20 protein-coding genes are annotated in these 19,128 nt (G+C 65.5%); 9 read left to right on the top strand and 11 right to left on the bottom strand.

The window, feature by feature from the left end:
* The first annotated feature begins 51 nt into the window (after window positions 1–51).
* Both LQ955_RS14090 and LQ955_RS14085 read left to right on the top strand, forming a co-directional pair.
* Window positions 52–468, top strand: a complete 417-nt coding sequence (locus tag LQ955_RS14090; RefSeq protein ID WP_231025134.1) for an FAS1-like dehydratase domain-containing protein — start codon at window positions 52–54, stop codon at window positions 466–468.
* Window positions 465–866, top strand: a complete 402-nt coding sequence (locus tag LQ955_RS14085; protein ID WP_231025133.1) for a MaoC family dehydratase — start codon at window positions 465–467, stop codon at window positions 864–866. Before LQ955_RS14090 ends, LQ955_RS14085 begins: the two co-directional genes overlap by 4 nt.
* Before the next feature lie 54 nt (window positions 867–920).
* Here the strand turns inward: LQ955_RS14085 and LQ955_RS14080 are convergent, their stop codons facing one another.
* Both LQ955_RS14080 and LQ955_RS14075 read right to left on the bottom strand, forming a co-directional pair.
* On the bottom strand, window positions 921–2,564 hold the full coding sequence (locus LQ955_RS14080; RefSeq protein ID WP_231025132.1) for an AMP-binding protein: 1,644 nt from the start codon (window positions 2,562–2,564) through the stop codon (window positions 921–923).
* A gap of 164 nt (window positions 2,565–2,728) precedes the next feature.
* Window positions 2,729–3,634, bottom strand: a complete 906-nt coding sequence (locus tag LQ955_RS14075) for an SDR family oxidoreductase (RefSeq protein ID WP_231025131.1) — start codon at window positions 3,632–3,634, stop codon at window positions 2,729–2,731.
* A 71-nt stretch (window positions 3,635–3,705) separates the two neighbouring features.
* Between LQ955_RS14075 and LQ955_RS14070 the strand changes: the two genes are divergently transcribed.
* Complete coding sequence (locus tag LQ955_RS14070) at window positions 3,706–4,413, top strand: PaaI family thioesterase (RefSeq protein WP_231025130.1); 708 nt, start codon at window positions 3,706–3,708, stop codon at window positions 4,411–4,413.
* Window positions 4,414–4,453: 40 nt separating this feature from the next.
* Here LQ955_RS14070 and LQ955_RS14065 read toward each other — a convergent pair whose 3' ends face one another.
* The 3 genes from LQ955_RS14065 to LQ955_RS14055 all read right to left on the bottom strand — a co-directional run bounded on the left by LQ955_RS14065 (window position 4,454) and on the right by LQ955_RS14055 (window position 7,456).
* Window positions 4,454–5,341 carry a 1,4-dihydroxy-2-naphthoyl-CoA synthase gene (locus LQ955_RS14065; RefSeq protein ID WP_231025129.1) on the bottom strand — a complete coding sequence of 296 codons (888 nt, stop codon included), beginning with the start codon at window positions 5,339–5,341 and terminating at the stop codon, window positions 4,454–4,456.
* Between the two features lie 28 nt (window positions 5,342–5,369).
* Window positions 5,370–6,176 carry an enoyl-CoA hydratase/isomerase family protein gene (locus LQ955_RS14060; RefSeq protein WP_231025128.1) on the bottom strand — a complete coding sequence of 269 codons (807 nt, stop codon included), beginning with the start codon at window positions 6,174–6,176 and terminating at the stop codon, window positions 5,370–5,372.
* 83 nt (window positions 6,177–6,259) lie between these two features.
* Window positions 6,260–7,456: an acetyl-CoA C-acyltransferase gene (locus LQ955_RS14055; RefSeq protein ID WP_231025127.1), complete on the bottom strand. Its 1,197-nt coding sequence runs from the start codon at window positions 7,454–7,456 to the stop codon at window positions 6,260–6,262.
* A gap of 139 nt (window positions 7,457–7,595) precedes the next feature.
* Here LQ955_RS14055 and LQ955_RS14050 point away from each other — a divergent pair, with 139 nt between their 5' ends.
* The 5 genes from LQ955_RS14050 (at window position 7,596) to LQ955_RS14030 (ending at window position 13,061) form a co-directional block, all read left to right on the top strand.
* The gene (locus tag LQ955_RS14050) at window positions 7,596–9,095 is read left to right on the top strand and encodes a CoA-acylating methylmalonate-semialdehyde dehydrogenase (RefSeq protein WP_231025126.1); all 1,500 of its coding nucleotides are present in this window, start codon (window positions 7,596–7,598) and stop codon (window positions 9,093–9,095) included.
* 4 nt (window positions 9,096–9,099) lie between these two features.
* Window positions 9,100–10,242: an acyl-CoA dehydrogenase family protein gene (locus LQ955_RS14045; RefSeq protein WP_231025125.1), complete on the top strand. Its 1,143-nt coding sequence runs from the start codon at window positions 9,100–9,102 to the stop codon at window positions 10,240–10,242.
* Window positions 10,239–11,297: an enoyl-CoA hydratase/isomerase family protein gene (locus LQ955_RS14040; RefSeq protein ID WP_231025124.1), complete on the top strand. Its 1,059-nt coding sequence runs from the start codon at window positions 10,239–10,241 to the stop codon at window positions 11,295–11,297. Before LQ955_RS14045 ends, LQ955_RS14040 begins: the two co-directional genes overlap by 4 nt.
* Window positions 11,298–11,367: 70 nt before the next feature.
* Entirely contained in the window at window positions 11,368–12,288 is a 921-nt protein-coding gene (gene mmsB, locus LQ955_RS14035) for a 3-hydroxyisobutyrate dehydrogenase (RefSeq protein WP_231025123.1), read from the top strand.
* Entirely contained in the window at window positions 12,285–13,061 is a 777-nt protein-coding gene (locus LQ955_RS14030; protein WP_231025122.1) for an enoyl-CoA hydratase, read from the top strand. The genes mmsB and LQ955_RS14030 overlap by 4 nt, the downstream gene beginning before the upstream one ends.
* Before the next feature lie 39 nt (window positions 13,062–13,100).
* Here LQ955_RS14030 and LQ955_RS14025 read toward each other — a convergent pair whose 3' ends face one another.
* From LQ955_RS14025 to LQ955_RS14005, 5 genes are all read right to left on the bottom strand, one after another.
* Window positions 13,101–13,679, bottom strand: a complete 579-nt coding sequence (locus tag LQ955_RS14025; RefSeq protein WP_231025121.1) for a MarR family winged helix-turn-helix transcriptional regulator — start codon at window positions 13,677–13,679, stop codon at window positions 13,101–13,103.
* Between the two features lie 70 nt (window positions 13,680–13,749).
* Entirely contained in the window at window positions 13,750–14,625 is an 876-nt protein-coding gene (locus tag LQ955_RS14020) for a cytochrome b/b6 domain-containing protein (RefSeq protein WP_231028156.1), read from the bottom strand.
* Window positions 14,626–15,191: 566 nt separating this feature from the next.
* Complete coding sequence (locus tag LQ955_RS14015) at window positions 15,192–16,169, bottom strand: electron transfer flavoprotein subunit alpha/FixB family protein (protein WP_231025120.1); 978 nt, start codon at window positions 16,167–16,169, stop codon at window positions 15,192–15,194.
* 9 nt (window positions 16,170–16,178) lie between these two features.
* Complete coding sequence (locus LQ955_RS14010) at window positions 16,179–16,955, bottom strand: electron transfer flavoprotein subunit beta/FixA family protein (RefSeq protein ID WP_231025119.1); 777 nt, start codon at window positions 16,953–16,955, stop codon at window positions 16,179–16,181.
* Window positions 16,956–17,008: 53 nt separating this feature from the next.
* On the bottom strand, window positions 17,009–17,356 hold the full coding sequence (locus LQ955_RS14005) for an ArsR/SmtB family transcription factor (RefSeq protein WP_231025118.1): 348 nt from the start codon (window positions 17,354–17,356) through the stop codon (window positions 17,009–17,011).
* A 93-nt stretch (window positions 17,357–17,449) separates the two neighbouring features.
* Here LQ955_RS14005 and LQ955_RS14000 point away from each other — a divergent pair, with 93 nt between their 5' ends.
* Window positions 17,450–18,262, top strand: coding sequence for a mycofactocin-coupled SDR family oxidoreductase (locus tag LQ955_RS14000; RefSeq protein ID WP_231025117.1), 813 nt, complete (start codon window positions 17,450–17,452; stop codon window positions 18,260–18,262).
* Window positions 18,263–18,342: 80 nt separating this feature from the next.
* Here LQ955_RS14000 and LQ955_RS13995 read toward each other — a convergent pair whose 3' ends face one another.
* On the bottom strand, window positions 18,343–19,104 hold the full coding sequence (locus LQ955_RS13995) for an SDR family NAD(P)-dependent oxidoreductase (RefSeq protein WP_231025116.1): 762 nt from the start codon (window positions 19,102–19,104) through the stop codon (window positions 18,343–18,345).
* Window positions 19,105–19,128 lie beyond the last annotated feature (24 nt).

Below are 19,128 nucleotides of genomic sequence, written 5' to 3'. Positions count from 1 at the left end.
TCACATGTTTCAGGTCTGATGATACTATTGGTCAGACCAAAAGAGGTGAAAGTGGCTGGAATTCCCATCGGAGGCGTCGTCGATGTCGTCGAGTTCACGGTAGAAGCCGGAAAGATTCGAGAATTCGCCTGCGCCACGTTCACCGAAGACCCGCGCCACCTCAGCGGCGAACTGGCTACGGCGACCCATTCGGTCGTGACGGGGCACTACCGCGATCAGCGCGACTTCGTCGCCCGGCTCGGGCTCGCCATCGAGCGCATCGTGGTGGGATCGGTGTCGTGGCAGTACTCACGGCCGCTGGTCTCAGGCGATCGTCTCGTCGCCACCCGCCGTGTCGAGGCCGACCTCGTGCGCGAGAGCAAGCGTGGCCCCCTGCGCCTGGTCACCCTCGCCACCGAGTTCGTCGACCAGGGCGGCGAGACCGCCCTGGTGCAGCGCGAAGTACTCATCGAAAGGCCGAGCGCATGACCCTCGTACCACCCTCGCCACGCCGGGTCGGGCCCGTCACGCGCACCGACATCGTGCGTTTCGCCGGCGCCGGCGGAGACTTCAATCCTCTGCATCACGACCCGGAGGCCGCTCGGAGGGCAGGATTCGACGACGTGATCGCCATGGGGCAGTTTCAGGCGGGAATCCTCGCCGGTTTTCTGACCGACTGGGTCGGGGTCGAGAACCTGCGCTCGCTCGATGTTCGCTTCGTCGCCCCCGTGCGCCTCGGCGACACCATCGAGGTGTCGGCGACAGTGGGTGCCGTGCGGGCCGGCCTGGCGGAGATCACGCTCGTCGCGGCCGTAAACACGGTTGCCGTCGTGAGTGCCGAGGCATCCGTCGCGGTTGCGGTTTCGGTTGCGGCCGACGAGGCGTGACCCGGTGACCGGCCGCACGCGCTTCGCCGGCCGGTCACCGGGCCACGTAGCGTCTCAGACAGCGGCGCGCTGACGCAGTTCGAACTTCTTGACCTTGCCGGTCGCAGTCGTCGGCAACTCGTCGATGTAGATGATGCGTTCGGGGCATTTGTGCGCCGCGATGTGTCGCTCGCCCTGCAAGAAGGCGGCGAGTTCGCCGATGGTCAGCTGTTCGTCTCCGGCCGCCACGATGAAGGCGCACACCTTTTCGCCCAGCCGCTCGTCGGGCATCGACACGGCGGCGACCGCCGTAATCGCCGGATGGTAGGCGGCGTTCTCTTCTACCTCGCGCGCAGAGATGTTGAGGCCACCACGGATGATCAGGTCTTTGATACGCCCGGTGACGCGCAGGTAGCCGTCGGTGACCTTACCCAGGTCGCCGCTGGCGAAGAATCCGTCGGCCCCGATAGCGCCGGCAGTCTTCTGCGGGTCGTTCCAGTAGCCGAGCAGCAACCCGGGGCTGCGGAACACGATCTCGCCTTCGCTGCCGTCGGTGACGGCTGCGCCCGCCTCGTCACGAATCTCGAGGGTCACCCCGTCGGCCGGGCGTCCATCGGACACCAGCGCCTTCTCTGCCGGGTCGTCGTGCTGCATCGCGGTGACGATCAGCGCCTCGCTGTTGCCATAGACCGGCAGCGCGAGACATCCGGGAGCGAGGTCTCGCCAGGCACGCAGCATCGACTCCGGAATCGGCGCGCCGGCACTGGCCCAGACGCGCATGCTCGACATATCGTGCGTGGGGTCGGTCTTCAGCGCACCGAGGGTCATCTGCAGAAAGGGCGTGGCGCTCATGCTGACGGTCGTTCCGTATTCGGCGATGCGGTGCAGCGCGTCGTGCGGCTCCCAGACGTCGACGAGATGGATGCTCGCTCCGTACAGCAGCGGCATCATGAGCCCTGCAGCGAGCCCCGTGGCGTGCGTGATCGGCGTCGGCATGAGCATCACGTCGTCTTCTGTCAGTTGAAAGACGTCGGCCGCCAGGCGCCGGGCGGTGAAGGCCATGGTCGCGAAGGTGTGTTCGCAGCCCTTCGGCCGAGACTCGGTGCCCGAGGTGTAGATGATGGCGTGGGTGTCTTCTGACGAGGGCCCGCGTCCGAGCTCGGCATCCGTCGGCACGTGCTCGCCGGCGATGAGGTCGTCGTACGCGAGCGTCGATGCCGAGGCTGCTCCGCGCACGACGATGACATTCTCGAGTGCAGGAGTCACCGCGCGGATGCCCTCGATCATTGTGACGTAGTCGAAGTGGCGAAAATTCGAGGTGACGATCGACATCTTCGCGCCGGAGTTGTCGATGACGAACTTCACTTCATCGTCGCGGTACACCGGCATCGTCGGCACGAGTATCGCGCCGAGCCGGGCGAGGGCGAGGTAGATGACCGCGAACTCGTTCCAGTTCGGCAATTGCACCTGCACGCGGTCGCCGTGGGTGATACCGAGGTTCTTCAGCGACAGCGCCAGCCGCCGCGAGCGGTCGTGCAGTTCGCCGCGGGTGAGCGACTCGTACCCATCGGTGAGGGCGATTTTGTGGGGGGCCGCGATCGCAAAGTCGTCGATGTACGACGCGAGCGTGCCGGCATCCCACTGGCCGCTGTTTTCGAATGCCTCGATCTGCTGCGGGGTGTAGCGGGCAAGGGCGTGGTTGGCTTCGGTAGTCGTCATTGACTTCACCGACCTCTCGTTGAGGGTTCACGGCCGTCGGAGATTCACGACACTGTCGAACCAGCATCAGAGTACATTTTTGGTCTGTCCATTGCAATGGATAACCAAAATGGCCGCCCGAATCCGCAGCACCCGTTCAGCCCGCGCCCGTGGGGCCCGTGCGCTCAGACGCTTCGCTGCGTCTTGCTGGCTTCAGACGCGGCCTGACTGGCCGCGCGAACGTCGGCCCAGTCCTGATCGCTGAGCGAGGTGAGGCCGGCGAAGGTGGCGGGGCCGGCGAGGCGCTGCCCGCCATCCATCGCGATCGTCTCGCCGGTGAGGTAGTCGCACGCGTCTGAGAGCAGAAAGATCGTCAGCGCGGCGAGCTCCTCGATGGTGCCCGCGCGCTTCATCGGAATCTGGTCGGGCTGGGTTGCACCGACGGCGCTGCTGTCGGTGGGGCTCAGCATCTCCCAGGCGTAGTCGGTGGGAATCGGACCGGGGGCCAGGGCGTTCAGCCTAATGCCGTACCGGGCCCACTCGACGGCGAGCGACATCGTCATGGCGTGCACGGCCGCCTTCGCCATGGCTGAGGGCACTACGAAGGCCGAGCCCGTCCACACCCAGGTGGTGAGCGTCGAGAGCACGCAGCCGGCAAGGCCTTCGGCGATCCAGCGCTTGCCCGCGGCATGGGTGGTGTTGAACGATCCGTTCATCACCGTCGAGCTCACCGCTTCGAAAGCCCGCGAGCTGAGGCTCGCGGTGGGCGCGATGAAGTTACCGGCGGCGTTGTTGATCACGCTCGTCAGGGGGCCGTGCTCGTGCCAGATGGCGCCCATAGCTTCATCGACGAGATCAGCCTTGCGAACATCCACCGCCTGGTAGAACACGCGGCCGTCACGGCCGCCGGATGCCTCGGCCGCCGCCTCTTCGAGCACAGAGATTCGGCGACCCCACAGGTGCACCTCGGCGCCGTGCTCGACGAGGTGCTTGGCCACACCACGGCCCAGCCCCGTGCCGCCACCGGTGATGAGAATGCGTTTGCCCGCCAGTACGTCGGGGGCGAAGATCGACTTCTTCGAGGTTGTCATATTGGACATACCGTATCAACGGACAGACCATTGCGGCCAGAGGCCCGGCGCTGGGGGCGAGACAATGGAGTATGCCGACTTCTGCCCCGCACCCGCGTGAAAACGACGACCTCGAGCGGCGGCGTACCGCCGCACTCGATCTGGCCGATGCCCTGAGGCGCGCGAACATCGTGGTGACGAGTGTCGACGCCACCGCCCAGCAGTTGGCTTCTGCGGCGGTCGCTGTTCGTGGTGCCATCGACGGTCTCGGCGACGTCGTTCGGCCGCTGACCGAAGTGTCGCCGTTCGACGATCTCGCCGAGGGCAAGCGATTTTTCAGCCCGGTGATCGGTGCGGGCAACCCCATGGCGCCGCCGCTCACCTTCGAGACGACGCCAGAGGGTGTGGAGGCACGCGGTGCTTTCGACCGCCGGTTCGAGGGGCCTCCCGGGTTTGTGCACGGCGGCATTTCGGCCCTGATCTTCGATGAGCTGCTGGGCACCGCCATGGCGCGGGCGGGCCGCTGGGGCATGACGGCTCAGCTGACCGTCGACTATCGGCGCGCTCTTCCCCTCGACACCGAACTGACCATGAAGGCGGCGGTGTCTTCGACAGAGGGGCGAAAGACGTGGATCGAGGGCAGCATCGCCGTGTCTTCGCAGCCTGATGTCGTCTTCGCCACCGCGTCGGCGTTGTTCATTCAACCTCGACAAGCGACCCGCGAGCAGTACTTCGGTTCACTCGTCGACGCGAACGGTGCGAGCCTGACCGACGATCTCACAAAACGATTGATGGACTGAGCGCCTCGCCGGCGATCGTGCGGCGCTCAGAACTGACCGGTCAGAACTGCCAGGGGTACGGCCCCCAGTCGGGCTCGCGCTTCTCGAGGAACGAATCGCGGCCCTCGACCGCTTCGTCGGTTCCGTAGGCGAGGCGGGTGGCCTCGCCGGCGAACAGCTGCTGACCGACCAGGCCGTCATCGACGGCGTTGAACGAGAATTTGAGCATACGGATCGACGTCGGCGACTTCGTCAGAATGGTGTTCGCCCAGGCATACGCCGTCGTCTCCAACTCGGCGTGCGGCACGACTGCGTTGATCGCGCCCATCTCGTAGGCCCGCTGGGCGCTGTACTCCTGCCCCAGAAAGAAAATCTCGCGGGCGAATTTCTGGCCGACCTGCCGCGCCAGATAGGCGCTTCCGTACCCGCCGTCGAACGAGCCGACGTTCGCATCGGTCTGCTTGAACTTGCCGTGTTCGGCGCTCGCGATGGTGAGATCGCAGGTGACGTGCAACGAGTGACCGCCGCCCGCGGCCCAGCCGGGAACAACCGCGATCACGACCTTGGGCATGAACCGAATCAGGCGCTGCACCTCGAGAATGTGCAGCCGGCCCGTCGAGTGCGTACCGTCTTTGTACTGGTAGCCGTCGCGGCCGCGGATGCGCTGGTCGCCCCCCGAGCAGAAGGCCCAGTTGCCGTCTTTCGGGCTGGGCCCGTTGCCGGTCAGCAGAACGACCCCGATGCGGGTGTTCTGGCGGGCGTCTTCGAGCACACGGAACAGTTCGTCGACCGATTGCGGCCGAAACGCGTTCAGCACCTCCGGCCGGTTGAAGGCGACTCGGGCCACCCGGCCGGCGTGGTCGTGGTGGTAGGTGATGTCGGTGAGGTCGGCGAAGCCGTCGACGGGCATCCACACCGACTCGTCGAAGAGTTCAGATATCTGGGTCATTACGACAGCTTAGATTCACCGGCCGGCTTCACTGGCCCGTGAAGTTCGGCGCGCGCTTGTCGAGAAAAGCGGCCAGCGCTTCTGGCATGTCTTCTGTGCGGGTGAGAAGCGCTTGGCCGCGGTTCTCCAATTCCATCGCCGCCGCGTACGAACTGATTTCGCCGTTCGCCTGCAGAGCTCGCTTCGACATGGCCACGCCGCTCGGCGAATTCGTGCAGATGAGTTCTGCCATCGCTTCGGCGTCGGCCAGCAGTTCACCGTCGGCACTGACAGAATTCACCAGGCCGATTCTGGCGGCTTCCGAAGCCCCGACCAGTCTGCCCGTGAAGGCGATCTCGGCGGCGACCGCCGGCCCCACCAGACGGGGCAGCAACCACGAGGTGCCGAGATCTCCCGCAGAGAGCCCGATGCGAACGAAGGCGGCATTGAAGCGCGCCGCCGGCGACGCGAGGCGAATGTCGGCGGCGAGGGCCAGAGCGAGTCCGCCCCCTGCGGCGACCCCGTTCACGGCGGCGATCACCGGCACCCGCACTGATCGGATGCCCGACAGCGCTCGGGCGGCACGCTCTTGCAGTTCGAGAAAATCCATGCCCGACATGACCGAGAGCTGCTTCGCCTCGTCTGTGTCGTAACCCGCGCAGAACGCTCTGCCGGCTCCGGTCAGGATGAGCACTCGAGCGCTGCGGTCGGCGGTCACGGCCCTGGCGAGCAGATCGAACTCGTCGAACATGGTCGACGTCATTGCGTTCATCCGATCGGGCCGATTGAGTGCAACGGTGACGATGCCCGACTCCGATCGACTGAGGGTGAGCGTTTCAAAAGCGGGGTAGGTCATGGCGACTCCTAGAGCGAGCGAATGGGCTGACGGGGGAGAGGGAGGTGGGGGGAGAGAGTGAGCGCGATGTGGGAGGGGCCCGGTCAGGGAACCCGGATGATCAGGGCATCACCCTGACCGCCGCCGCCGCAGAGTGCGGCCGCGCCGAGACCGCCCCCGCGCCGCTTGAGTTCGAGTGCCAGGGTCAGAACCAGGCGCGCGCCACTCATGCCCACCGGGTGGCCGAGCGCGATGGCACCGCCGTTGACGTTCACGATGTCGGGGTCGACCTTCAGCTGCTTCATCGACCCGAGCGCCACGCCCGCAAAGGCCTCGTTGATTTCGATCAGGTCGAGGTCCGCCGCGCTCAGCGATCCTGCGCCGAGCTCCGCGGCGTGTGCCAGGGCATTCTCGATCGCACCGGCGGGCTGCACGACGAGTGACGGATCCGGTCCGCCCACCGAGCCGTAACTGACGATCTCGGCGAGCCACTCGAGGCCCTGTCGTTCGGCCTCGGCTTTCTGCATGACGACCAGGGCAGCGCCTCCGTCGGAGAGCTGCGATGACGACCCCGCGGTGATCGTGCCGTCGGGCAGAAAAGCAGGCCGCAGTTTCGACAGGCTCTCGACCGTGGTCGCAGGTCGTACGCCTTCATCGTCGACGACGTCGGTGACGCCGGCCCGGGTCGTGATCTCAACAGGGACGAGCTCGTCTTCGAATCGACCGTCGACCCGCGCTGCGCTCGCACGGGTATGCGAGAGCGCCGCGAATTCGTCGAGCTGTGTGCGGGTGAAGTGAAAGGGCCGCTGATACTTCTCGGTCGCCAGGCCCATGATGTCTCCGTCGATTCCGCAGATCAGCGCGTCGCGATCCAGGGCGTCTTCGAGGTCGGCCCGGCCGTACTTCAGGCCGGCGCGCACGCCCCGCTCGAGATAGGGCGCGTTCGACATCGATTCGAAGCCGCCCGCCAGCACGGTGCGGTACTGGCCGGCACGGATGAACGCGTCAGCGGTCGCGACGGCGGTGAGCCCTGACAGGCAGAGCTTGTTGATCGTCGTCGCTGGCACGTCGAGCGGCAGACCGCCCGCGACGGCGGCCAGCCGGGCGGGGTTAGGACCGACTCCTGCCTGAACGACGTTGCCGAGAAAGGCGGCGTCGAAGGCGTCGATCGGCACGCCGGAGCGTTCGATCGCCGCGCGAATGGCAATGCCGCCCAGCTCTGGTGCGGTGAGGGTCGAGAGCGCACCCAAGAGTTTGCCGATCGGAGTCCGTGCTCCTGAGACGATGACGCTGGTTGCCATATGGCACCTCCTTGTGCGCGGTCCACGCTATCCCATGGTACTGCTAGCAGATACAACTAAGACCTAGTAAATAGTCTCCATTCCTACTATATTGAGACCAAACGTGCACCACGGCGGTGGCGGGTGAGGAAAAGGCTTCATGGTTCGCGAATTGACGCATTTCGTTGGCGGCGTGGCAGTCGCCGGAACATCCGGCCGCTTCAGCGACGTGTTCGACCCGAGCACGGGCGAGGTGCAGGCCCGCGTGCCGTTGGCGACCACCGAAGAGGTCGAAGCGGCCATCGCGAACGCCGAAGAGGCGCAACTCATCTGGGGCGCGTGGAATCCGCAGCGTCGCGCCCGGGTGCTCGCCAAGTTTCTCACCCTGGTCGAGCGCGATCTCGACAAGCTCGCCCGGCTGCTCAGCTCCGAGCACGGCAAGACCGTCGCCGATGCGAAGGGCGACATTCAGCGCGGGGTCGAGGTCGTCGAGTTCGCCGTCGGTGGCCCGCACCTGCTGAAGGGCGAATACACCACCGGCGCAGGCACCGGAATCGACGTCTACTCGATGCGCCAGCCCCTCGGTGTCGTCGCCGGAATCACTCCGTTCAACTTTCCCGCCATGATTCCGCTGTGGAAGTGCGGGCCGGCGCTCGCCGCGGGCAATTCGTTCATTTTGAAGCCGAGCGAGCGCGACCCTTCGGTTCCTCTCGCTCTGGCCGAACTCTTCATCGAGGCGGGCATGCCGCCCGGCGTCTTCAACGTCGTGAACGGCGACAAGGTCAGCGTGGATGCTCTGCTGCACGATGACCGTGTGAAGGCCATCGGCTTCGTCGGCTCGACACCCATCGCGCAGTACATCTACGAAACAGCCGCGCAGAACGGTAAGCGCGCGCAGTGCTTCGGCGGCGCGAAGAACCACATGATCGTGATGCCCGACGCAGACCTCGACCAGGTCGCCGACGCTCTCATCGGGGCGGGCTACGGATCGGCCGGCGAGCGCTGCATGGCTATCTCGGTGGCCGTTCCGGTGGGGGAGGCGACGGCGAACGCCCTGGCCGCGAAGCTCACCGAGCGGGTCAAAGAGTTGAAGATCGGCCCGGCGCTCGATGAGACCAGCGACTACGGCCCCCTCGTGACTCAGGCCGCCGTCGACAAGGTGAGTGGATACATCCAGGTCGGTATCGACGAGGGAGCGACACTGCTCGCCGACGGTCGCGGTCACGTCGTCGAAGGCTACGAAAACGGCTTCTACCTCGGCCCGACACTCTTCGACAACGTGACCCCCGACATGACCATCTACCTCGAAGAGATCTTCGGCCCCGTGCTGATCATCGCCCGCGCAAAAGACTACGAAGAGGCCTTGCGACTGCCCTCCGAGCACATGTACGGCAACGGCGTTTCGATCTTCACCCGAGACGGCGACACCGCTCGTGACTTCACCGCCCGAGTGAACGTCGGAATGGTCGGCGTGAACGTGCCGATTCCCGTGCCGATCGCGTACCACACCTTCGGCGGCTGGAAGAAGTCGGGCTTCGGCGACCTGAATCAGCACGGCCCCGATGCCTTCCGCTTCTACACCAAGACCAAGACGGTGACATCACGCTGGCCCTCGGGTCTGAAAGAGGGAGCCAGCTTCTCGATCCCGACGATGGACTGAGGGCATGTACGACCTGACCGAAGACCAGAAGGCTCTCGTCGAGGCTGTTCGCGACTTCTCGGAGTCGGAGCTTGCTCCGCACGCCATCGAGTGGGATCAGACCAAGTTCTTTCCCGTCGACGTTCTCAAGCAGGCCGGCGAACTCGGCCTGGGCGGCATCTACACGCGCGAAGACGTCGGCGGCGCCGGTCTGACCCGAAGCGATGCGGTGCTCATCTTCGAAGAGCTGGCTCGGGGCGACACCACGATCGCGGCCTACATCTCCATTCACAACATGGTGGTCTGGATGATCGACACCTTCGGCAACGACGAACAACGTCATCGCTGGGTGCCCGAACTCGCCTCGATGCGCCAGCTCGGCAGCTACTGTCTCACCGAACCCGGTGCGGGATCGGATGCCGCGGCACTGCAGACCACCGCGCGCCGCGACGGCGACGAGTACGTACTGAACGGCACGAAGCAGTTCATCTCCGGCGCCGGGGCATCGAGCGTCTACATCGTCATGGCGCGAACCGGCGAGCAGGGGCCGCACGGAATCAGCGCCATCGTCGTTCCGGCCGACACCCCCGGGCTCTCGTTCGGTGCCAACGAGAAGAAGATGGGCTGGAATGCGCAGCCCACCCGCCAGGTCATCTTCGACGAGCTGCGGGTTCCGGTGACGAACCGTCTCGGCGAAGAAGGTGGCGGCTTTCGCATCGCCATGAAGGGCCTGAACGGGGGGCGGGTCAATATGGGTGCGTGTTCGCTGGGTGGCGCCCAATGGGCTCTCGAGCAGACGATCACGCATCTGAACGAACGAGAAGCGTTCGGCAAGCCACTCGCCGCACAGCAGTCGCTCGTCTTCACCCTCGCGGATATGGAGACCGAACTTCAGGCTGCGCGCGGAATGCTGCGCCAAGCCGCGCTGGCGATGGATAACGACGACCCCGATGTCGCAACCATCTGCGCGATGGCCAAACGCTTTGCAACGGATGCGGCCTTCACGGCGGCGAACTCGGCCCTTCAACTGCACGGCGGCTACGGCTATCTCGCAGAGTACGGAATCGAGAAGGTGGTTCGCGATCTGCGAGTGCACCAGATTCTCGAAGGGTCGAACGAGATCATGCGGGTCATCGTGGGCCGGGCTCTTCTGGAGACCGCCAAATGACGAACGAAACCGTGCCCGAACCCGACGTGATCTTCGAACAGCGCGGCAGGCTGGGCCTCATCACTCTGAACCGACCGCGAGCGATCAACGCACTCAATCACGCGATGGTCATCTCGATTCACCAGGCGCTATCGGCCTGGAGAGACGACGACACGATTTCGACGGTCGCGATCGTCGGTTCGGGTGAACGAGGGCTGTGTGCGGGCGGCGACATCGTTTCGATCTACCGAGAAGCCCAGAGCGGCGACCTCTCGGGCACCGTTCAGTTCTGGCGCGACGAATATGCCTTGAACATCATGATCGCGAACTACCCGAAGCCCTACGTCGCGGTCATGGACGGCATCGTGCTGGGCGGAGGAATCGGCATCTCGGCGCACGGCTCGCACCGCATCGTCACGGAGCGCACGAAAGTCGGCATGCCCGAAACCGGAATCGGCTTCGTGCCCGACGTTGGCGGAACCTGGCTGCTCTCGCACGCGCCCGGCGAGCTCGGAACCTTTCTCGCCCTGACCGCAGGGTCCGCCAGCGGAGCCGATGCGATCGCCCTGGGCCTTGCCGATTGGTGGCTGCCCTCCTCGTCGATCGAGCAACTGCTGTCTGCACTCGAACGCGCGGATGCGGGCGAAGTCGTGCTGTTGCTGGCAACCGAGCCGCCCGCGTCGACACTGCTTGCGCAACAGGAATGGATCGATCGTGCGTTCGCCGGCAGCAGTGTGCAGCAGATCGTCGAGCGGTTGCACGGCTCTGCGGTCGATGCGGCGCGTGATGCCGCGAACACCGTGGCTGCCAAATCGCCGACGGCCCTCGCGGTCACCCTCGAATCCCTGCGTCGCGCCAAAGACCTCGATCTCACCTCGAGTATCGAGCAGGAGTTCCGGGTCTCGCTTCGAGCCGTTCGTGCGCCTGACTTCGCCGAAGGCGTGCGTGCTCAAGTCATCGACAAAGACCGCTCGCCGAAGTGGCGTCCGGCCGAGATCGATGCTGTCGACGCGTCGCTGGTCGAGGCGTACTTCGAATCGCTGGGCGACGACGAGCTCGTCGTGGTCGATCGATGAACATCCGTTCATCCGGTCATCCGTTCGACCCTCTGCGGCACCTGAACCACCGCGAAGGAATGGAAAGCACATGACCACCTCAATCGCATTCATCGGTCTCGGCCACATGGGCGGCCCGATGGCGATCAATCTGGCGAAGGCCGGGCACGCCGTGACGGGTTTCGACCTGTCGCAGGCGGCTCTCGACGCCGTCGCCGGGCACGACATCCTCATTGCCGGCAGCGCAGCAGAGGCGGTTGCGACCGCAGACGTCGTGATCACGATGCTGCCGGCCGGCCGGCATGTCATCGGCGCGTACTCCCCCTCGGGCGACGACTTGGGGCTGCTCGCCTACGCCCGGCCGGGTACGCTGTTCATCGATTCGTCGACCATCGCCGTCGACGACGCACGAACGGCGCACGACCTCGCTGTGGCGGCGGGTCACCGGGCGATGGATGCCCCGGTCTCGGGTGGCACCGTCGGCGCCGAAGCAGGCACGCTCGCCTTCATGGTGGGCGGATCATCCGAAGACTTCGCCGCGGCTGAGCCGATTCTGCAGGTGATGGGTAAGCGCATCGTGCACTGCGGCGGTTCGGGGCTCGGTCAAGCGGCGAAGGTCTGCAACAACCTCATTCTGGGTATCTCGATGATCGGCGTCAGCGAGGCGTTTGTGCTCGGCGAAAAGCTGGGGCTCGAACATCAAGCGCTCTACGACGTCGCCTCGAACGCCTCGGGGCAGTGCTGGGCTCTCACCACGAACTGCCCGGTTCCGGGGCCGGTTCCCACCAGTCCCGCGAACCGCGACTACCAGCCGGGGTTCGCCGGAGCCCTGATGGCGAAAGACCTCGGTCTCGCCGCCCAGGCCTTCGAATCGACCGGAGTAGATGCCCTCATCGGCAAGCTCGCGAACGAGATCTATCAGCGATTCGCCGAGGGTGCCGGCGCGAACGCCGACTTCTCGGGCATCATCAACGACATTCGTGAGCGCAGTGAGGCTCAGGGCGCAGCATGAGTGACTACGAGAACATCATCGTCGAACAGCGCGGGCGAGTGGGAATCATCACGCTGAACCGGCCGAAGGCGCTGAACGCCTTGAATACGGCGCTCATGCTCGAAGTCGTCGAGGCCGCGACCGCGTTCGACGACGATTCCGGTGTCGGCGCCATCGTTCTCACCGGTTCAGAGCGAGCGTTCGCCGCCGGCGCCGACATCAAAGAGATGTCGAGCCTCGGCTTCGTCGAGGTGTCAGAGCAGAACCTCTTCGCCGGGTGGGATGCGTTCGCGAGCATCCGAACCCCGACGATTGCTGCCGTAGCGGGGTACGCGCTCGGCGGCGGCTGCGAAGTGGCCATGATGTGCGACTTCATCATCGCGGCCGACACGGCCACGTTCGGCCAGCCCGAAGTGAATCTCGGCGTGATCCCCGGCATCGGTGGCACGCAGCGACTCACCCGCGCCATCGGCAAGGCCAAGGCCATGGAGTTGATTCTCACCGGGCGCACCATGGGCGCAGCAGAGGCCGAGGCTGCGGGTCTCGTGGCTCGTGTGGTTGCGGCGGCTGACCTGCTCGAGGATGCGATCGCCACGGCGACGACGATCGCGAATCACTCGCTTCCGGTCATCCGGGCGGCGAAAGAGGCCGTCAAGGTCGCGGCCGAATCCACCCTCGCCGAGGGCCTGCGATTCGAACGGCGCACCTTCTACGCGACGTTCGCCCTGAACGATCAGACCGAGGGGATGCTCGCCTTTCTCGAGAAGCGAAAGCCCGACTTCAGCAACAGCTGAGCCCGGCTCACGCGGGTCTCGCGCGCCTCTGACGCGGGGCTAGAGCGGATCGGGAATCGTCGGCGGATCGCCGAAGTCGCCCGAGCGGCGACGGAACTGCGCCAGAATGCTCACCAGATCGGCGAGGTCGTCATCGGCGAAACCGGGCTTGGAGAAGACCGTCTCGTTCAGCGCATCGGTGGCTTTGCCCACGACCTCGGTGCCGGCGTCGGTGAGTTCGAGCAGGGTCGCGCGGCCGTCGGTGGGATGCGGCGAGCGCTTCACGAGCCCCGCCCGCTCTAGCCTGTCGACGGTGTTCGTGACGCTTGTCGGATGCACCTGAAGCCGCGCAGTCGCGCTCGACATCGGCAACGCGCCCCCGCGCGAGAACGCCAGCAAGCGCAGCAGCTCGAAGCGCGCGAACGACAGACCGAACGGCTTCAGAGCGCCCTCCACGCGGGCGAGCATGATCTGCTGCGCACGCATGATCGACGTGACCGCAGCCATTCCACTGGCCGCGTCTGCCCAGCCGTGATCGAGCCACTGCCGCTTCGCCTCCGCAATGGGATCGATCGGAAGGGGCGACGACGCGGGCACAGTTCGGTCCTTTCGACGCGTACGGGTCAGTCTTGGAAGCATACCGGGCGACGCTGCGACCACCGACCGGACTCGGCGGCCAGAGTCAGTGCCCGGGTTCAGTGGCCAGGGCTCAGCGGCCGACTTTGCCCATGAGTCCCGCGATGGGGGCGAGAATGATCGGCCGGGCGGCGAGCACCGCGCCGGCCATCACGAGCAGCGACGCGACGAAGATGCCGAAACCCCACCAGTTGACCGCGTCTTGGCCGCCGTACATGTGGTTGAGGTTGCGCAGGGCGCCGGTGGCGAGCACGAGGGTGACGTGAATGATGATGAACACCACGAAGTAGAGCATGACGGGAAAGTGGATGGCGCGGGCGAGCTCGATCGGGTAGAACCGGTTGATCTTCGCCTTCGAGGGCCAGGCCCCCGACATGCGGATGCCGGTGATCGCGGCGAGCGGGGCGGCGAGGAAGACGGTGGCGAAGTACGTCAGCACTTGCAGGCTGTTGTAGTTGACCCAGCCGTCTTCGGTGGGCCAGTTCAGAGACGCGTACTGCAGGGCGGCGGAGATCGTGTTGGGAACGATGGCCCAGCTGGTGGGCACGATGCGCATCCACTGCCCGGTGGCGAAGAGCAGCACGATGAAGACGATGCCGTTGAGAAACCAGAACGAGTCCATGGTGAGGTGGAACCACAGATCGAGGCTGATGCGTTTGGGGCGGCCTTTGGTTTTGATGAGGCCGTCGTTGTTGCGGATCCAGGAGGCCGGCGGTCGTTTCGTGGTTCGAACGAGCCAGCCCGACCGGATGATCAGCACGATGAAGAACGCGTTGAGAAAGTGCTGCCACTCGAGCCAGACGGGTATTCCGACGGGGGCGGCGGACGGCAGCGGGGTCTCGCCGGGATACGTCACGAGAAAGTCCTGCACCGCTGTCATTGAGACGAGCGCGCGCGCGATCAGCACGACGACCGCGGCAGCTACGACGAGCACGATTGCGCCGGCGATGTAGCGGCGTCGCCGTTTGCGGCGCGTGAGTTGTTCTTCGGAGAGCGCCGGGGCCGAGGAGGAGCTCGCTGGACCGGCGGCCGTGGAGGCCGCGGCCGAGGCGGGCGTTGCCGTGGTTGCCGACGCAGCTGCAGACAGCCCGACGCGACCCGTGGGCCGAGCGGCCACCGGTGCCGCTTCGACGGCGCTGGCCGGCGCGTCTGCCGATACGGGAGTGGCCTCGGATGACACGACGAGCACTCGCGGTAGACCTTGCCGCCGTGACGGCGCTGCCGCGGTGGTCTGTTCGGCTGCGGGCGGGGCCGCGGCGGCCGGGGTGGCGACGGGCGCCGACGAGGTGGGCGCTGACGCGGCGGGCGCAGGCTGACCGGAGCGAGGCAGACCCTGCCGCCGCGCGGGGGTGGCTGGCGCTACGGCTGCTGTGGCTGTCGGCTCCTGTGCCGCGGCGGTGGTTGCCGCCAAATTCTCTGTAGTCGGTTCCGTGATCTCGGCGGGTGCGGGGGTCGCCGGCTGACCCGGTCGCGGCAGGCCTTGTCGTCGGCGAGGTGGTGGGGGCGTGGTCACTCCTAGGCCTTTCTGGTCTCCAGAGTGTGGATCAATTGGGGTACGACCGAGAATACGTCACCGACGATGCCGAAGTCGGCGATGGCGAAGATAGGCGCGTCGGCGTCTTTGTTGATGGCGACGATGGTCTTCGCGGTCTGCATTCCGGCGCGGTGCTGAATGGCGCCCGAGATGCCGAGTGCGATGTACAACTGGGGGGAGACGGAGACACCGGTCTGACCGACCTGATAGTTCTGCGGCACGTAGCCGGCGTCGACGGCAGCTCGGGAAGCGCCGACGGCAGCACCGAGGGTGTCGGCGAGTTGTTCGACGAGCACGAACTTCTCGCCGGATTGCAGACCGCGGCCGCCGGAGACGACTTTCGCCGCACCGCGCAGGTCGGGTCGGGCGGAGTTGGAGACGAGGGGCTGAAAACCGGTGATCGTCGCTGCGGGCGCGGCCGAAGTGGGCACGTCGAGGGCCTCGATAACGGCTTCTCGGGCGTCGGCGCGGGCGTCGATCGATCCTTGGCGCACGGTCACGACGAGCGCGCCCATGCTAGCCGCGGAGTCGACGTTGTAGGCGCCGCCGTATACAGAGTGGGATGCCACGACCCCTTCTTCGTCTCGGCTGAGGGCCACGGCATCCACTGCCAGACCGAGCCGGGCACGAATGGCGAACCGGGCGGCGAGATCTTTGCCGTCGACGTTGTTCGAGATCAGCACCGCGTCGGGGGCCACAGCGGCGAATGCGGCGGTGAGGGCGTCGAGCGCGGGCACGGTCAGCGTGGTGCTGAACTCGTCGGTTTCGACGGTCAGCACGCGCGTAGCGCCGAGCTCTGCAACAACCTGTGCGGCGTCGGCCGCCTGGCCGATGCCGGTGACGACAAGCGCGACGGGCTCGCCGATCAGTGCGGCGGCGCCGATCAGGCTGGCCGTGTTCTTGTGAACGGCGCCGTCGGGAGTGATTTCGGCGAGCACCAAAATGGAGTTCTGTGGCATGGGATTCTCCTACGCGAGTCTGTTCAAGATGAGGTAGTCGGCGAGCTGCTCGCCCGCGGTTCCCTCGTCGACGATGGTCACTCCTGCGGCGCGCGCCGGGCGTTCAGCGACAGCGATCACGATCGAGCGGGCTTTCGTCGCGTCGTCGGGATCGATACCGAGATCGGCGAGAGTGAGTTTTTCGTGAGGCTTCTTCTTCGCCGCCATGATGCCCTTGAAATTCGGAAAGCGGGCCTCCGGCAGCTTCTCGGTCACGCTGATCACGGCCGGCAGCGGGGCGGTGACGGTGAATGTTCCGGCCTCGGTCGCGCGGGTTCCTTCGACGTGATCGGCGAAGATCTGAACCTGTTCGAGGTTCGTGGCCTGCGGCACGCCGAGCAGCTCCGCGATCATTGCGGGCACGACACCGCCGTATCCGTCGGTCGACACGTTGCCCGCGATCACGAGATCGAACCCCGCATGCGCGATCGCCGCGGCGAGTACTTCGGCGGTCAACCCGGTGTCGGCGCCGACGAGACGCTCATCGACGACCTGCACGACGGAGGTTCCGCCCATCGCGAGGCCCTTGCGCAGCGTGGTGACGGCCGACTCAGGGCCCATGGAGACGAGCACGACTTCGGTTCCCGTATTCGCGTCAGCGTAGGTCAAGGCGACCTCGAGAGCACGCTCGTCGACCTCGTCGGCGGTCGCGTCGCTCGCGGCTCGGTCGGCCAGTCCGCTGTCAAGATGGAGTTTGCGGTCACCGTAGGTATCGGGGACCTCTTTCAGCAGCACAACAATCTTCATAATCTCAAACTATCTGCATGTCCTAGTAAATACAAGGTAGTGCACGCATATTCTCAGGGGCGGACGGAGGGGCTGGAGCTATCGGTAAAAAGATGGCGGTCGACATCGTGCAAAACGCTTCGCACCTCTTGTTCGTCAGCGCGCCAGTAGGTGATCGGGCCGCTGCCGCGAGGGTGCGTGCAATGCCGGGCGCGAAGCAGGCCGCCCTCGGTAAGGGCTCGCAGGTGATGAAGCACTCCGTTGCGACTCAGGCCGAGATTCAGAGCGAGCTCGCTTGCACTCACGTCGCCTGACGCGAGCACGACACGCAAGATCTCGATACGGGTCGGTGTGATGCCGAGCGCGGCACAGGCGCGGTCAGCCGCGGCGGCATCGCCGAACCCGATGAGTGGCTCAATCATGTCAAAACCATACATTACGAATGATTCGATTGCTCCAATTCATTCGCAGCAATACACTGAGGGAACGCACAACCGACTACAAAGGAGTACTCCATGGGAGACCGTCTGAAAGGCAAAGTCGCCTTCATCACCGGCGCAGGGCGAGGCCAGGGCCGCGCTCACGCGATCCGCCTGGCACAAGAAGGCGCCGACATCATCGCAATCGATGCATGCACGAACTTCGACACCGTTCGTTACGACATGGCCAGCGAAGAAGACCTGCAAGAGACCGTTCGTCTCGTTGAAGCACTCGACCGCCGCATCCTCGCAAGCAAGGTGGATGTTCGTGACGCCGCCGGGCTCGCGAAGGCCGTGAATGACGGCGTCGCCGAGTTCGGAAAGCTCGACATCATCGTCGCGAACGCAGCGATCTGCTCGTGGCAGAAGTGGGACGACACGTCGGCCCAGGTCTGGCAAGACACCCTCGACGTGAACCTCACCGGCGTGTGGAACACCATCGTCGCCGGCATTCCGCACCTCATCGCCAACGGCGGCGGGTCGATCATCGCCACCAGCTCGACCTCGGGCATCAAGGGCACCCCGTGGCTCGGCCCGTACGTCGCTGCGAAGCACGGCGTGGTCGGCATCATCCGCATGTTCGCCAACGAGCTCGCGCGACACAACATTCGGGCGAACACCGTTCACCCGACCGGTGTCAACACTCCGCTGGCCACGAACGGATTCGAGATACTCAACCAGTTCATCGCCGAAGACCCCAAGATGGGACCCATCTTCACCAACCCGATGCCTATCGACCTGCTCGAGCCTGTCGAGATCAGCAACGCTGTGCTCTTCCTGGCCTCCGACGAGGCTCGCTATGTCACCGGTACCCAGCTCAAGGTCGACGCCGGTAACACCAACATCTAACGAATCGTCGCAGAACCGACAACGCCGGCGCGGCCCGATTGTCGCGCCGGCGTTGCCGATTGACGCCGAGCGGATGCCCGTCAGTCCTCCATGAACGCACCGGCGGTGAATCCGCCGTCGACCGCCAAGACCTGCCCGGTGATGAAGCCGGCTTCGGCCGAGGCGAGAAATGTGACCGCCGCCGCGATCTCCTCGGGGCGGCCGAACCGCTTCACGGCGAGCAATTTCAGCCATGCGTCGTGAGTTGACGATGCGTGCGCCTCCTCAACCAGGGCGGTCTGAATCGGACCGGGCGCGATGGCGTTCACCGTTATGCCGCGCTCGCCGACTTCGAGTGCCAGGGTCTTTGTCAATTGCACCACACCGGCCTTGGTCGCGGCGTATGCACCGCGCCGAGTGATCGCCTTGATGCCGGCGACGGAGGTGATGTTGATGATGCGGCCGGCGTGGTCGGACTCAAGGGCCGGAACCGCGGCGCGGTTGAGGTAGAAAGTGCCGCTCAAGAGAACCGCGAGCAGAGCATCCCACTGTTCGTTCGATGTCGACTCGACTTCGGTCAGTGCGACGATGCCCGCGCAATTCACGACGACATTGAGGCGCCCCCAGTGCGCAACGGCTGCGGCTATAGCGGCATCGCACGATTTCGAATCCGAGATGTCGGTTTCGATCGCGATCGCCTGGCCTCCGCCATCGGTAATGGTCTGCACAGTGGCCTCGGCCGCCTGGAGATTTCGGTCGACTACTGACACATGGTCGCCTAAGCCCGCGAACCGTAATGCAGTGGCTCGGCCGATGCCGCTTGCGGCTCCCGTGACGAACACGGATCGATGGTGGTCAGACATGCGGTCTCCTTTGAACGAGTTGGT

The organism is Subtercola endophyticus (assembly GCF_021044565.1).
GTDB classification, from domain to species: Bacteria; Actinomycetota; Actinomycetes; order Actinomycetales; family Microbacteriaceae; genus Subtercola; species Subtercola endophyticus.
Note: the sequence above shows the minus strand (reverse complement) of the source record. Positions and strands in the feature narration are given on the sequence as shown.

Excerpts from the sequence above, each read along its gene's own strand:
- LQ955_RS14085 (WP_231025133.1), top strand. The coding sequence starts at position 465 with ATGACCCTCGTACCACCCTCGCCACGCCGGGTCGGGCCCGTCACGCGC.
- LQ955_RS14080 (WP_231025132.1), bottom strand. The coding sequence starts at position 2,564 with ATGACGACTACCGAAGCCAACCACGCCCTTGCCCGCTACACCCCGCAG.
- LQ955_RS14075 (WP_231025131.1), bottom strand. The coding sequence starts at position 3,634 with ATGACAACCTCGAAGAAGTCGATCTTCGCCCCCGACGTACTGGCGGGC.
- LQ955_RS14070 (WP_231025130.1), top strand. The coding sequence starts at position 3,706 with ATGCCGACTTCTGCCCCGCACCCGCGTGAAAACGACGACCTCGAGCGG.
- LQ955_RS14065 (WP_231025129.1), bottom strand. The coding sequence starts at position 5,341 with ATGACCCAGATATCTGAACTCTTCGACGAGTCGGTGTGGATGCCCGTC.
- LQ955_RS14060 (WP_231025128.1), bottom strand. The coding sequence starts at position 6,176 with ATGACCTACCCCGCTTTTGAAACGCTCACCCTCAGTCGATCGGAGTCG.
- LQ955_RS14055 (WP_231025127.1), bottom strand. The coding sequence starts at position 7,456 with ATGGCAACCAGCGTCATCGTCTCAGGAGCACGGACTCCGATCGGCAAA.
- LQ955_RS14050 (WP_231025126.1), top strand. The coding sequence starts at position 7,596 with ATGGTTCGCGAATTGACGCATTTCGTTGGCGGCGTGGCAGTCGCCGGA.
- LQ955_RS14045 (WP_231025125.1), top strand. The coding sequence starts at position 9,100 with ATGTACGACCTGACCGAAGACCAGAAGGCTCTCGTCGAGGCTGTTCGC.
- LQ955_RS14040 (WP_231025124.1), top strand. The coding sequence starts at position 10,239 with ATGACGAACGAAACCGTGCCCGAACCCGACGTGATCTTCGAACAGCGC.
- mmsB (WP_231025123.1), top strand. The coding sequence starts at position 11,368 with ATGACCACCTCAATCGCATTCATCGGTCTCGGCCACATGGGCGGCCCG.
- LQ955_RS14030 (WP_231025122.1), top strand. The coding sequence starts at position 12,285 with ATGAGTGACTACGAGAACATCATCGTCGAACAGCGCGGGCGAGTGGGA.
- LQ955_RS14025 (WP_231025121.1), bottom strand. The coding sequence starts at position 13,679 with ATGCTTCCAAGACTGACCCGTACGCGTCGAAAGGACCGAACTGTGCCC.
- LQ955_RS14015 (WP_231025120.1), bottom strand. The coding sequence starts at position 16,169 with ATGCCACAGAACTCCATTTTGGTGCTCGCCGAAATCACTCCCGACGGC.
- LQ955_RS14010 (WP_231025119.1), bottom strand. The coding sequence starts at position 16,955 with ATGAAGATTGTTGTGCTGCTGAAAGAGGTCCCCGATACCTACGGTGAC.
- LQ955_RS14005 (WP_231025118.1), bottom strand. The coding sequence starts at position 17,356 with ATGATTGAGCCACTCATCGGGTTCGGCGATGCCGCCGCGGCTGACCGC.
- LQ955_RS14000 (WP_231025117.1), top strand. The coding sequence starts at position 17,450 with ATGGGAGACCGTCTGAAAGGCAAAGTCGCCTTCATCACCGGCGCAGGG.
- LQ955_RS13995 (WP_231025116.1), bottom strand. The coding sequence starts at position 19,104 with ATGTCTGACCACCATCGATCCGTGTTCGTCACGGGAGCCGCAAGCGGC.